13 protein-coding genes are annotated in these 14056 nt (G+C 41.6%); 10 read left to right on the forward strand and 3 right to left on the reverse strand.

What is annotated here, in order from left to right; genetic code table 11:
* Positions 1 to 5 precede the first annotated feature (5 nt).
* From rfbD to rfbB, 3 genes are read right to left on the reverse strand one after another with little or no spacing between them, the layout of a single operon-like run.
* Positions 6 to 878: a dTDP-4-dehydrorhamnose reductase gene (rfbD, locus tag BLO31_RS14485; RefSeq protein WP_070968310.1), complete on the reverse strand. Its 873-nt coding sequence runs from the start codon at positions 876 to 878 to the stop codon at positions 6 to 8.
* 13 nt (positions 879 to 891) lie between these two features.
* Entirely contained in the window at positions 892 to 1761 is an 870-nt protein-coding gene (gene rfbA / locus BLO31_RS14490) for a glucose-1-phosphate thymidylyltransferase RfbA (protein ID WP_070968312.1), read from the reverse strand.
* Positions 1761 to 2828, reverse strand: a complete 1068-nt coding sequence (rfbB, locus tag BLO31_RS14495) for a dTDP-glucose 4,6-dehydratase (RefSeq protein ID WP_070968054.1) — start codon at positions 2826 to 2828, stop codon at positions 1761 to 1763. Before rfbB ends, rfbA begins: the two co-directional genes overlap by 1 nt.
* A gap of 462 nt (positions 2829 to 3290) precedes the next feature.
* Between rfbB and rfaD the strand changes: the two genes are divergently transcribed.
* From rfaD to BLO31_RS14545, 10 genes are all read left to right on the forward strand, one after another.
* Positions 3291 to 4235: an ADP-glyceromanno-heptose 6-epimerase gene (rfaD, locus tag BLO31_RS14500; protein WP_070968057.1), complete on the forward strand. Its 945-nt coding sequence runs from the start codon at positions 3291 to 3293 to the stop codon at positions 4233 to 4235.
* Between the two features lie 275 nt (positions 4236 to 4510).
* Positions 4511 to 5548 (forward strand): O-antigen ligase family protein, encoded by a 1038-nt coding sequence (locus tag BLO31_RS14505; RefSeq protein WP_175443226.1) that lies wholly within the window; start codon positions 4511 to 4513, stop codon positions 5546 to 5548.
* On the forward strand, positions 5549 to 6370 hold the full coding sequence (locus tag BLO31_RS14510; RefSeq protein ID WP_070968063.1) for a glycosyltransferase: 822 nt from the start codon (positions 5549 to 5551) through the stop codon (positions 6368 to 6370).
* Between the two features lie 28 nt (positions 6371 to 6398).
* Positions 6399 to 8174, forward strand: a complete 1776-nt coding sequence (locus BLO31_RS14515; protein ID WP_070968066.1) for a bifunctional glycosyltransferase family 4 protein/polysaccharide deacetylase — start codon at positions 6399 to 6401, stop codon at positions 8172 to 8174.
* A 73-nt stretch (positions 8175 to 8247) separates the two neighbouring features.
* Complete coding sequence (waaF, locus tag BLO31_RS14520; RefSeq protein WP_070968069.1) at positions 8248 to 9288, forward strand: lipopolysaccharide heptosyltransferase II; 1041 nt, start codon at positions 8248 to 8250, stop codon at positions 9286 to 9288.
* 1 nt (position 9289) lies between these two features.
* Positions 9290 to 10078, forward strand: a complete 789-nt coding sequence (locus BLO31_RS14525; RefSeq protein ID WP_070968073.1) for a glycosyltransferase family 32 protein — start codon at positions 9290 to 9292, stop codon at positions 10076 to 10078.
* Positions 10071 to 11339, forward strand: coding sequence for a lipid IV(A) 3-deoxy-D-manno-octulosonic acid transferase (gene waaA, locus BLO31_RS14530; protein WP_070968077.1), 1269 nt, complete (start codon positions 10071 to 10073; stop codon positions 11337 to 11339). The genes BLO31_RS14525 and waaA overlap by 8 nt, the downstream gene beginning before the upstream one ends.
* Before the next feature lie 36 nt (positions 11340 to 11375).
* A complete protein-coding gene (locus tag BLO31_RS14535; RefSeq protein ID WP_070968081.1) occupies positions 11376 to 11933 on the forward strand; it encodes an acyltransferase in 558 nt (185 codons plus the stop codon).
* Positions 11934 to 11968: 35 nt separating this feature from the next.
* Positions 11969 to 13114, forward strand: coding sequence for a dTDP-4-amino-4,6-dideoxygalactose transaminase (rffA, locus tag BLO31_RS14540; protein WP_070968085.1), 1146 nt, complete (start codon positions 11969 to 11971; stop codon positions 13112 to 13114).
* A 3-nt stretch (positions 13115 to 13117) separates the two neighbouring features.
* Positions 13118 to 14038 carry a WavQ gene (locus BLO31_RS14545; protein WP_070968088.1) on the forward strand — a complete coding sequence of 307 codons (921 nt, stop codon included), beginning with the start codon at positions 13118 to 13120 and terminating at the stop codon, positions 14036 to 14038.
* Positions 14039 to 14056 lie beyond the last annotated feature (18 nt).

Here is a 14056-nt window from a genome sequence, read left to right on the forward strand (position 1 = left end):
TAAATTTACTGATACTGTGATAAATCACTAAGCGCATTGTTCCAATTACTAGGTTCAACTTGCAAAACCTCACAAGTTTTTTTCGTATTCAATTTTGAATTTTTAGGGCGCTTTGCGGGGGTAGGGTATTCGCTCGTTTTGATACTTCTTAATTTAGGTGCACTCTCTAGAACGCCTTGCTTTACTGCCTTTTCAAAAATAGCAGTAGCAAATTCAAACCAACTAACATGTGGCACTCCAGAAAAATGATATACACCATATTCAAAGGCTGGGTTCTCATAGATCCTATTTGCAAACATTATTAAGATATCGGCAATATCACCAGCATAGGTTGGGCCACCGAATTGGTCTCCAACTATACTGAGCTCACTCCTTTCCCCTCCTAAACGCAACATCGTTTTTACAAAGTTATTACCTTGCTCACCGAATACCCAAGCAGTTCTTAATATTATATGTCGGTCACATGCGTCGATAACAGCTTGCTCTCCAGCGAGCTTACTCTTACCATAAACTCCCTGAGGAGAAGTATTTTCAGTTTCACTATACAAACCATCCTTACTACCATCGAAAACATAGTCAGTCGAAATATGTAAAATCGCAGCCCCAACATCATTAGCCGCCTCAGCCAAAAACTTTGGGCCATCTCTATTGATAGCATATGATAAATCGACATCCGTCTCAGCTTTATCTACCGCAGTATGTGCTGCCGCATTAATAATAATATTAGGTCTGAAATCAACCACTAACCGATTAACTGCCTTTTGATCAGTTATATCTAAGTTGTCTCTGTCAACAGCTTTAACATCTGCTTTTTCGGCTAATAATCTCGCAAGAGAACTACCGACTTGACCATAACTGCCCGTTATTAAAACTCGCATATCACCTACCTTTTCAAGATTCACTGACCAATTTCTTCAAATACTTACCGTATTCATTTTTCATCATTGGCTCGGCAATTTTCAGCAAATCTCTATCTGACAACCACCCATTCCTCCAGGCAATTTCTTCTAGACAGGCAACCTTTAAACTTTGCACATGTTGGATTGTCTGAACAAAGGATGAAGCTTCATGTAAACTTTCGTGAGTACCTGTGTCTAACCAAGCAAAACCTCTTCCCAAAAGTTCCACATTTAAACTTCCATCGTCCAGATACATTTGATTGATAGATGTAATCTCTAGTTCGCCTCGATCGGAAGGTTTAACGGCTTTTGCAAATTCAACAACTCGATTGTCATAAAAGTAAAGACCGGTTACTGCATAGTCAGACTTAGGTGTAGACGGTTTCTCTTCTATCGAAATAGCCTTCATCTCATCGTCAAATTCAACCACACCAAATCGCTCTGGATCTTTAACCTGATACCCAAAAACGGTAGCGCCTTTTTCTCGGCTAACCGCATTGCGCAGTGTATCTGAAAAACGTTGTCCATGAAAAATATTATCCCCAAGCACCAAACAGCAGCTATCTTTACCGATAAACTCTTCACCAATAATAAAAGCCTGAGCCAAACCATCTGGGGTGTCCTGTATCGCATATTCTAAATTAATGCCAAACTCAGAGCCGTCACCTAGCAGCCTTTTAAAGCTATCATTGTCTTCCGGTGTAGTAATAATCAAAATGTCTCTTATGCCCGAAAGCATCAATGTTGACAGTGGATAGTAGATCATTGGTTTGTCATAGACAGGTAACAGCTGCTTTGAAACACCTCGAGTTATAGGGTATAAACGCGTGCCCGAGCCACCAGCTAAAATAATACCTTTCATCATTTAGTCTCCATACCTAGGCGCTCACGGCTATAAGAGCCATCTAATATCCTGCTGCACCAAGTATCGTTTACCAAATACCATTCAACAGTTTTACGAATTCCACTTTCAAACGTTTCTTCAGGCTTCCAGTCGAGCTCTCTAGCAATTTTACTCGCATCAATAGCATAGCGAACATCATGTCCAGGGCGGTCGGCAACATAAGTGATTAAATCTTCATACTTATCAACACCCTTTGGTTTGTTTGGTACGAGTTCCTCCAACAGTTCACAGATGGCTTTAACTACTTCGATATTCGCTTTTTCATTATGGCCACCAATGTTATAGGTTTCTGAGACCTCGCCCTCTGTCACGACTTTATAAAGTGCTCGGGCATGATCTTCAACAAACAGCCAATCACGAATCTGCATACCATCGCCGTATACGGGTAACGTCTTGCCTTCGAGGGCATTTAGAATCACAAGGGGGATTAACTTTTCAGGGAAATGGTAAGGCCCATAATTGTTGGAACAGTTTGTAACAATAGTCGGTAGGCCAAATGTCCTTTGCCAGGCTCTCACGAGGTGATCACTTGATGCCTTTGAAGCCGAATAAGGACTACTAGGAGCATAAGGTGTCTTCTCTGTGAACAGATCATCCGTTCCTTCCAAATCACCATACACTTCATCAGTCGAGATATGATGGAAACGAAAGGCAGACTTTCTATCTTTTCCTAGATCATTCCAATATGTACGAGCCGCTTCCAATAGAGTGTAGGTACCTACTATATTGGTTTCAATAAAATCTGCAGGTCCATCAATAGAGCGGTCTACATGAGATTCGGCAGCCAAATGCATGACTACATCCGGTTTATGTTGTTCAAATATACGTTTCACTTGATGAGCATCGCAAATGTCAACTTGCTCAAAGACATAACGTTCAGAGCCTTCAATTTCGCTTAAAGACTCTAAGTTTCCTGCATAGGTTAACTTATCAACGTTGACTACTTCATCACGAGTATTCTTAATAATATGTCGAATTACAGCTGAACCGATAAATCCAGCACCACCTGTCACAAGTATTTTCATCAGAACAAGTTCCTACTACCTTTGTTTGTGTCCATGTACGTACCACCTAAAAACCCAAAGGCACCAAACTTTCCTTAGGGAGCGATCCAAAAAGCTAGAGTGTTTTAGAGTAATTAAAAGGTGGTAGAAATAATGGGACAAGTTTATAGCAATTAAAGATTATGTACTAGTGGCTAGAAAATGCGGCGGCTCACAAGAACTCTTAAGGTTATAGTTCAAAAGTAACTTTGTAACTACGATTACATAAAAACAATAGAATTCAGAGAGTAAAAGTAGAGTGATGCTCGATAACACAATAAAAAACTCAATCTAAGTTTTAAATATACGTTTATCAAGTCCCCCTCTATCAAAGCATACTACTGGTTTTTAACGGCGAAGTACAACGCATCATTGAACTGACAAAAACGACTAACTAAGATATGGTATACTGCTGTAAGACTCATCATTATTTGAAGGAAAAGTATGATCATCGTAACTGGCGGCGCTGGCATGATTGGCAGCAACATTATCAAAGCTCTTAATGAAAAGGGGATTAATGACATCTTAGTGGTCGACCACCTAAAAGATGGCAAAAAATTTCAGAACATCGTTGATCTTGATATTGCCGACTATATGGATCGTGATGATTTTCTAACCCAAATTATGGCGGGTGATGATTTTGGCCCTATCGACGCTGTTTTTCACGAAGGAGCGTGTTCAGCGACAACAGAATGGGATGGCAAATACATGATGCTCAATAACTATGAGTATTCTAAAGAGCTACTGCATTACTGTTTAGATCGCGAAATTCCATTCCTATATGCTTCTTCTGCGGCGACTTATGGAGAAACAGATACTTTTATTGAAGAAAGAGAGTATGAAGGAGCATTAAACGTTTACGGCTATTCCAAACAACAGTTTGATAACTATGTACGTCGCGTATGGGAAGACGCCAAGCAGCATGGTGAAACCCTTTCTCAAATCACCGGGTTTCGCTACTTCAATGTGTATGGCCCACGTGAACAGCACAAAGGTTCAATGGCCTCTGTGGCCTTCCACCTTAACAATCAAATGAACGCAGGTGAAAATCCCAAGCTGTTTGAAGGCAGTGAACACTTCATTCGAGACTTTGTCTATGTCGCGGATGTGGCCGCTGTCAACCTTTGGTTTATGGAAAGCGGTAAATCTGGTATTTTCAATTTGGGTACTGGTAATGCTGAGTCGTTTGAAGAAGTTGCAAAAGCGGTGATTTCCTACCACGGCCGAGGAATAATCGAAACGATTCCTTTCCCTGAGCATTTAAAAGGCGCCTATCAAGAGTTTACGCAAGCTGACCTCTCAAAACTTAGAGCGACGGGTTGCGATCACAAATTCAAGACGGTTTCAGAAGGCGTGAAGGAATACATGTCTATCATTAACAAAAAATAATGACTTAAGGTAGTAAGCTTGAGCTAGCTTACTACCCAGTTTTACGTGATAGGACAGTAGTTTCCCCATATATGCCTAAAACTATTAAAATTTTTGAGAGCATAACTATTTCCCTGCTCTTCCTTTCTGCATTTGTTTCAAAATCAGGCCTGTATATTGGCCTTTCCTTATTGTTACTATTGCAGACATACCTCCTAATCTCTGAGCGCAAATACCTATCACACTTGAAAAAGAATCAATTGGGTATTGGGGTACTTGTATTATTTGGATTAGGAGTGTGCTCATCACTTATCTTTACTGATTCTTTTGATGACTTTTTCACCTTCTTTAGAAAAGGGGCGGTCTTTCTACTTTTTCCATTACTGTTGTTTCAGTTAGGTAGAAGCGACAATCACAAATATGCGACTTATTCTCTTGCTTTAGGGTTATGCCTCGCACTAATTTACGCTGGTAAAAATCTTTTTGATATTGGTTACTCAAACTGGGCTGGCGAGCGTATTGAAAGTTTTTGGGATGTTGGGAGATGGGGAGAGCTACTCGGTTACTCGGTTGCATTACTCTTACCGTTTTGCCTACATTCGGACCAAAGAATAACCAAAAAGAAAACACTCGCTGTAAGCTCAATTTTATTGCTCAGCATCCTCTTTTTGCTACTTTCAGGAAACCGAGGGCCACTTCTTGCTGTTAGCATTACGGTTGCTATTTACTTTTTATTAGTCAAACCAACTTACTTTCTGATCTTTACTTTATCGTTTACTAGTCTGATTTACTTTGGAAACTCTATCCCCGCACTCAAACCCATTTCAGAACGTATATCTTCTATAGCGGACCTACAGCACAACGACTCTAACAATGCTCGTTTAGAAATGTGGAAACAAGGAGTTCGCTTTAGCCAACACAACATCTCAACTTTTCCAATGACGTTAGTATGGGGCACGGGAATAGGCTCATTTGAACCCCAGTATTCAGAGTTCTTAAAAACCAATGCAAATATCGAACAGATATTGAAGCAGACAAACCATCAGTTTTCCTTTAACGATCTACACAACACATACTTGGATTTAGCGGTAAAACTTGGCATCGTTTATGCGATTGCATTTCTGGGTATTATTCTAGCCATGCTTTATCGCTTCTATCTTTATTTCCCAAGCCGATCACCTTGGGCCTATAGCGGTGCATGTTTAATTGTGACCTACTTAATTAACTCCTTCTTTTACACAAGTGGGTTAGAATATCAAACAACCGTATTTTTTATGATGTTAGCCTTGTGCTTAACTCAATTAGAACTCAGTAATAAATCGAGTGAACTCTAAATGTATGATGCAAGTGTAATCGTTTCTTTTTACAACAATATTGGTGCCCTAAGTTGTATAATTAAAGCATTGGAAAATCAGAGTAATAACTTTGAACTCATCATCGCGGACGATGGTTCAACACCCGAGAACGTTGAGAAGGTAAAAAACCTAGTAGAGCAATCTCCACTACCGATCCAACATGTATGGCAAAAAGACAGCGGCTTTAGAAAAAACCGAGCATTAAACAAAGCGGTAAAAAGGTCCATAAGTCCATATCTTATTTTTATCGATGGCGATTGCATCCCTCAACAGAACTTTGTCATTGACCACCTGAGCAATAAAGCGCTGGGCATCATTTTAAATGGTCGACGAGTCGATATGGCTCCAAGCTTCAAAGAGGACCTCTACACCGATACCTCCCCCGACGCATTTTTCTCTCGCAACCTTTTTAGCATCTTAATAAAGTATGTTTTAGGAAAGGGGAAAAATATTGAAAAGGGTATCAGAGTAACAAACCCATGGTTGTTTAAGCGTTTAAACAAAAAGTCAAAAGGGATCGTGGGCTGTAACTTTTCACTTCACAAACAAGACTTTGTAGAGGTCAATGGATTCGATAACCGATATGACGTCCCTTGTGTCGGTGAAGATACCGATATCGAATACCGATTACTGAAAGTGGGAAAAAGAGTGAAGAATCTCTTCCACCAAGGAATAGTTCTGCATATTTTACACCCAGAGTTGCCCCGTTTAGACAGAGCCAACGAGCTTTTTGAAGAAACTAAAGCCAACCAAAATTTCATAGCGCTCAACGGTTACCAGCAAGCAGATGATATCGAGTAGTAGAGACTAGAAGAGTAAGACATAGATTATGAATATACTAATGGCACTTTCCCAGTTAGAAGTAACTGGGGCAGAGGTTTATGCAACGACACTTGGTAACAAGCTTACAAGCCGAGGCCATAACGTTTTCTATGTGTCAGACACTCTCACCAAACCGTTTGAGGGCAAGTACTTCAGACTGCGTTTTAATAAGCGCAGTATCCCAAGACGATTTTGGCATGTGGCCTACCTTATTTACCTTATAAAAAAACACAATATCCAACTGGTTCACGCTCACTCTCGCGCTTCTAGTTGGAGTAGTCACATCGCTTGTAAACTCACTAATACGCCCATGGTCACGACAGTACATGGGCGACAGCCGGTTCATGCTTCGCGCAAGAAGTTTCACGCCATGGGCGATAAAGCACTACCCGTTTGTGAAGCGATAGAGCAACAGTTAATCAATGACTTGGACGTGCCATCGTCCCAATTAACAGTCAGTCGAAATGGCATAGAAACCGACGCCTATTTTCCTAGTGAACTGCCAAACAATGACAAACCAATTATCACCATTGTGGGGCGTCTAACGGGTCCAAAGGGGGACCTGTGCTATCGACTTTTAAATGAGTGCCTAGACCTCAACAAATACGATGTCCGAATTTTGACAGGTTCTCAAAAAGAGGACAGATTCGAAAAATTCACGAACAAAGCCTCTTTTCTCGGCTATACCAATGATGTTGCCAGCGTCCTTCATCAATCCGATCTCGTTATTGGCGCAGGTCGTGTCGCCATGGAATCTTTGCTGTGCGGTAGGCCAACTTTCGCAATAGGGGAAGCCACCTGTGTGGGAGTCATCGACGAAAGCAATTTAACTCATGCTATGTCAACCAACTTCGGCGATATAGGACCTAAAGACCTAGATATTGATTTTCAGACTCTTCATCAACAAATAGAAACTGCGCTGACTCGTCGATCATGTTCAGAGAAAGTAACCGAGGCCATCAAACAAAACTACGACATCGATACTGTCGCTTCTCATCTTGAAGACATTTATCAAGACCTGATCGTACATAAACTAAAGCGAGAGATGCCAATTATCATGTATCACCGCTTTATTCGTGAAGACTCCGAAAAGGGAGTTCATGGCACCTACCTCCATGTCGATATGCTAGAGAAACACCTTAAGCTACTTCAGCGGATGGGATTTGAGACTCTCACCTTTAAAGATTTAGAAGATAAAGGTTTGATCTATCGCCTACAGGCCAATAAACGCTATATTATGTTAACGGTCGACGATGGTTACCAAGACAACTACGAACTGATGTTACCTCTCCTGAAAAAGTACGGTTTTAAAGCCGTTGTATATGTTGTCACGGGTGAAACCTTCAACCGCTGGGATGTTGAGTCACCGGAAAACCCAGAGAAGGCAGTGCCATTAATGCAAGAAGCGCAGATCAAAGCCCTTCACAATTCTGGCTGTGTAGAAATCGGGGGGCATACCTTAACTCACCCGTTTTTAAGCAAACTCACCTATCAGGAGCAATACCAAGAAATTTCAGAGAATAAAGAACGCCTTGAAACCCTATTGGGTGAGTCACTCACCTCTTTTGCCTATCCGTATGGCGATCTGAATGACGATTCCAAGAAGATAGTGCAAGAGTTGGGATATCAATTCGCAGTGGCGACCAATAGTGGCCCACTAGCCACCCATAGAGATAAGTTTCAAATTCGCAGAATTGCTATTTTCCCTAAAACAGACGTTTTAGGCTTATGGAGAAAAGTAAGAGGCAATTATGTGTTTCGCAAAGCTCGAAAACACCAATGAGGTAGGTTAAACATAGTAAAGTAGGCTATGTTACAATCGTTCTCCATTTACAAGTGATAATAATTTTTTTGCCATGAAAATACTTATTGTTGGGCCATCTTGGGTAGGTGATATGGTGATGTCACAGAGCTTATATATCACTTTAAAAGATAAATACCCCGATGCACAGATCGATGTTCTTGCTCCCGCCTGGTGTAAACCCATCCTTGAACGTATGCCAGAAATCAGTGAAGCAATTGAAATGCCAGTAGGGCATGGTAGCTTTAACTTAAAAGAGCGCTGGCGTATAGGTAGAAGTCTAAAAAATAGAGGATATGACCATGCTTATATCCTGCCTAACTCCGCAAAATCAGCTCTTATCCCTCTGTTTGCAGGCATAAAAGTAAGAACTGGCTGGAAGGGAGAAACCCGCTATGGATTACTCAATGACCTGCGACCAGACAAACGAGTCTTCCAATTTATGGTGGAGCGATACGTAGCCTTAGCCTATTCTCGTAATTCGATGAAAGGGGAAGTATCAATAAACCGCAGTTGCCCTTTTCCAAAACTAGAGCAGGATCCAGCCAGCCAAAAAAGCACCATCGAAAAATTAGGGCTTTCTCGTCAACAACAAGTTGTAGGATTGTGTCCAGGTGCGGAGTTTGGCCCAGCCAAACGCTGGCCTGAAACTAAATATGCGGAAGTAGCAAAATACGTAATCTCAAAAGGTGGCCACATATGGATGTTTGGCTCTCAAAAAGATCACGAAGTAACAGAGGGTATCCGCAACCTTCTACCAGCGAGTCATCGTGAACACTGTTATAATTTAGCGGGTAAAACCTCCCTAAATGAAGCTGTCGATCTATTAGCAGCATGCGATACCGTGATCTCTAATGATTCTGGATTGATGCACGTTTCTGCCGCTGTTGGCACTGAAGTCATTGCAATTTACGGATCAAGCTCTCCAGATTATACGCCACCATTAACAAGAAAATTGCACATCATTCATACTGATATTGACTGTCGACCGTGTTTTAAAAGAACATGCCCATTAAAACACCAAAACTGCTTGACCCAATTAGACTCTTCATTGGTCATTAGTAAGCTAGAACCATCCTTTAACAAAGGTTTATAAAATGAATAAAACAAAAATTGTTATAGCTAATCGCCTAATTCGATTGGTGGGAAACATTTTTAAAGTACTTTCTTACCCATTCCATTGGCTATTCCCCAAAAAAAGGTTTGCTGTTCCAAACTATTCTGCAGCAAAGGTAAAGCTTGCTAATGATAGGCCCATTCCTAGAGTGATCTGGCAAACCAACTTTACTGACCGCTATTCATTGCCTATGTATATGAACTACCTGTTCAATAGGCTTATGTCGTTAAATTGTGAATACCGACTTGTCACTAACGAAGGTTGCACCGAGTACTTAAAGACGCACGCGCCTAAAGAAGTGTACGATGCATACTCTTGTCTTAACGACGGTGCCGCGAAAGCAGATTTGTGGCGACTCTTTGTTCTCTATCGAGAAGGTGGTGTCTATTTAGATATGGATGCGACTTTGGTTTGGCCAATTGATAAATTGCTCGGCAACGAAGAAAACGCACTTTATATCAAGATCGCCAATAACACAGAAATCACCAACTACTTCATCGCCTCTCATCCCGGAAATCCAGACTTGGCAGAGATCATCGATCAGGTGGTACACAACATCAATAACTACACTCCGGATATGGGTGTATACAGTTCAACGGGGCCTACCGTTTTACATAACGTGTTGGCTAACAAGCAAGTTCACACACAAGACCGAAAGTACGTTTGTATTCAAGGTGCGTTTAGTAATGAACATTTTCAGTATATTGATAAACCTCGAGGCAAATGGATCCATATGAACCCAGAAGACCTCATCAAAAAGAATGATTAATCGTTTCGCACAGTTCGTCTATACGTTACTCATCATTCTCCTCGTTCCCATTGGCCTTTTTGTACTCTTGAGAAAGCGTAAAGGAAGGCCAAGTGTGGGCTGTAGGTGGAAAGAGTACCTTGGTGTATTCCCGGCACTCCCGTCACTGCATAATCCCATTTGGATTCATGCTGTTTCTGTAGGGGAAGTCTTAGCAGCAAAATCTTTAACTCAAGAGTTGCAGCGTAAATATCCAAACCAGACCCTTGTTATCACGACTACCACTCCCACTGGTGCCGAGCAAGCCAAAAAACTCTCTGGTGATATAGTGCATCTGTATATGCCTCTAGATATACCTTGGGCCATTAACAAGCTTATTCGTACAGTAAAACCGTGTAAGCTCATTGTTATGGAGACAGAGTTATGGCCAAACACCATTGTTCAAGTGCATAAATCAGGCATTCCCATTTACATTGTCAACGCCCGCTTATCGGAAAAATCACTGAAAAACTACCAAAAGATCCAGCCTTTGTTTGAGGTTATGAGACCGTGTTTAACAAAAGTACTTTGTCAGTATGATGACGATGCAAATAGATTCAAGACCCTTGGCCTGTCCACCGACCAAGTTAAAGTCACCGGATCGATAAAGTTTGATATCAAAGTTAAACCAGAAATTTATACCGCTATTGAGACACTCAAACAACAAGTGACACACTACTCTTGGGTATGGGTAGCAGCAAGTACACATCAAGGAGAAGATGAAGTAATTTTAGAGGCGCATCGAAAACTGTTGGACAAATATCCAAGTGCCTTGTTGATGATAGTGCCCAGGCACCCAGAGCGGTTCGACGACGTGTACGAATTGGCCACGCAGTTGGGATTAACCATCTCAAAGAGAACCGAAACCAGCTCACATAAGATTACCACTCAAGTCTACCTCGGAGACACCATGGGTGAAATGATGGCATTGATTGGTGCTGGAGACTTGTGTTTCATGGGAGGCAGCTTAATTGGAAAAAAAGTGGGAGGACATAACTTTTTAGAGCCCGCATCACTTAAAAAACCCATGTTAAGTGGTAAAAGTTATTTCAACTTCCAAGTCATTGGTGATCAGCTAATTCATCATGGTGCTTTGCGACTTGCCGAAGATTCCAATAATATCGCCGATCAGCTCATGCAGCTCTGTGCTAACTCCGAGCTTGTACTCGATATGGGAGAAAAAGCCCACCGCGTTTTTAAAAATAATTCAGGTTCTCTAGCAAAGACATTACACTATTTGTAATCGAGCTCTATAACCAACAATACAAAAGGTTTTATTGTGGCATTTTTATCAAACAAGCAGTTGCAAGAACTTGGCTTTAACAAGCTAGGAAATAACGTTAAGATCAGCGACAAAGCTTCAATTTACAACCCAGAGCTTATCGAAATTGGCGATCATTCCAGAATTGATGATTTTTGTGTTATTTCCGGAAAAGTCACCATTGGTCGAAACGTTCATATCGCCGTATTTTGCAATGTTGCCGGTGGGGAGCTCGGTGTCGAGTTAAACGATTTTTCTGGTTTAGCTTATGGTTGCCACGTATTTAGTCAAAGTGATGATTACAGTGGAGCGACTATGACCAACCCTACCGTGCCAGCTGAATTTAAAAATGAGACAAAAGCCAAGGTAGTCATCAATAAGCATTCCATTGTTGGAGCTTGCTCAATTATTCTTCCGGGAGTTGAACTTGGCGAAGGCACATCTGTTGGGGCACAATCAATGGTCACAAAGAGCACGGAGGAATGGTCTATCTACTTTGGTTCTCCGGCAAAAAAAATCAAAAAACGAAAGCAAGACCTACTGACATTAGAAGCCAAATATCTCGAAAACCAGTAAGTATCCATTTTTACTCACACTAGTTCGGTAATACAATGATCCCATTTAATAAACCGCCTGTCACGGGCAACGAAATTACCTACATAGAACAAGCCATCGCGAGCCCTAAGCTCTCTGGAGACGGCTTCTATGCCAAAAAGTGTGAGAATCTGTTGGAAGGGATAACAGGGTCTCCGAAAGCACTTTTAACGCCTTCCTGTACTCATGCTTTAGAGCTAGCAGCCCTACTGATAGACATACAACCCGGCGATGAAGTTATTATGCCGAGTTACACGTTTGTCAGTACCGCCAATGCATTCGTTTTAAGAGGCGCCCGCATCGTTTTTGTTGATGTGCGACCAGATACGATGAACATTGACGAAGAAAAGATAGAAGCGGCAATAACTAAAAAAACCAAGGTAATCGTACCTGTTCACTATGCTGGCGTTGCATGTGAAATGGACAAGATCATGGCCCTTGCTACCAAATACAACCTTTATGTCATTGAAGATGCCGCCCAAGGTTTGATGTCAAATTACAAAGGAAAAGCATTAGGTGCGATTGGTCACTTATCCGCAATTAGCTTCCACGAGACCAAAAACTACACATCAGGTGGTGAGGGAGGCGTTCTCCTTATCAATGACAATCAGTTTGTTGAAAGAGCTGAGATCCTCAGAGAAAAAGGGACCAACCGAAGTCAATTTTTTAAGGGTATGGTAGACAAGTATACGTGGGTAGACATGGGAAGTAGCATGCTTCCTAGCGAAATCCAATCGGCTTACTTGTATGCTCAATTAGAGAGCGCAGATAAGATCAATCACACTCGCTTGAACATCTGGCAGGAGTACAACAGAGCGCTGTCTGAATTTGAGCAAGCGGGCCTTATCACCCTTCCACACGTACCCGACCATTGTCAGCACAACGCTCATATGTTTTATGTAAAGTTTAACAGTGAAGTAGATCGCGCTCACTTTATAGATTACATGAAACAACAAGACATATTAACGGTGTTCCACTATCTTCCCTTGCATTCAACAGCGGCAGGAAAACGGTATAGCACGTTCAATGGTGAAGACAACCACACAACTCAAGAAAGTGAAAAGCTGGTGAGATTACCACTTTACTACAACATGACAGAAAGCGAACTTAACACCGTTGTTACCCACTTGCGCCATTATCTATCTCAGCAGGTAGGAGTCTAATCAGTGAAAATTTTAGTCAGTTCACCAGGATACGACAGTAAAAATGGTGGCGTTGTTGTACTTCACCGCCTTGTCCATTTAATCAATGAAGAAACGAATCATCAGGCTTATTTAGTGCCAGAGAGTTTCGACCGCTCCCAAAAAAACGGTCTCATTAAATCGATAACCAAAAAGCTCAAACACCGGAAAAAGGTCAAGCGCTATACTACAAAACCTGCGTGGAACACTCCTGTTATTCCCTATCCAACAAGTGATGAGATTGCACAGTCAGTCGTCGTTTATCCGGAAATCACCAAAGGAAATCCGCTTGAGGCACCACATGTCGTCCGTTGGTTATTGCATCAGCCAGGCCACTTTACTGGAGAGTTCGATTATGGTGAAAACGAACTGATATTTAAATTTAACTCAGGGATCAAAGACTTTGAATTACCGACTTCCAAGACATCTAAAAATGAGCTTAAAGTCATCTACTATCCCGTAGACTTATACAACACAGAGGATAGTCGTGCTGAGAATGAGCGTACATTGACATGCCATGCAATACGCAAGGGGAAGCACAAACCAAAAGTCCACCCAGAAGACTCTGTACTTATCGATTCACTGAGTCACGAAGAAGTTGCAAAGGTATTCAAAAAAGCCAAGTGTTTTATTAGCTATGATGACTATACGGCTTACTCTATTTTTGCCACGCTCTGCGGCTGCCAATCCATCGTTGTCCCCGACACGGGAGTATCCATTGAGCAGTGGTATCCTAAAGAGAGTGATCGATATGGGATAGCCTATGGCTTTGATGAAGAGCAATTGGCATGGAGCCAAGACACACGCCATTTAGTTAAAGAACATGTAGAGCGAGAACACGCTCGCTCTGCAGAATGCGTAAAAGCGTTTTTATCAGAAGCAGAAGACTACTTTTCAACGCTTTAACTTTTGAAATAGCTATAC

Origin of the sequence: Vibrio sonorensis (genome assembly GCF_001854765.1) — a bacterium.
GTDB lineage: Bacteria > Pseudomonadota > Gammaproteobacteria > Enterobacterales > Vibrionaceae > Vibrio > Vibrio sonorensis.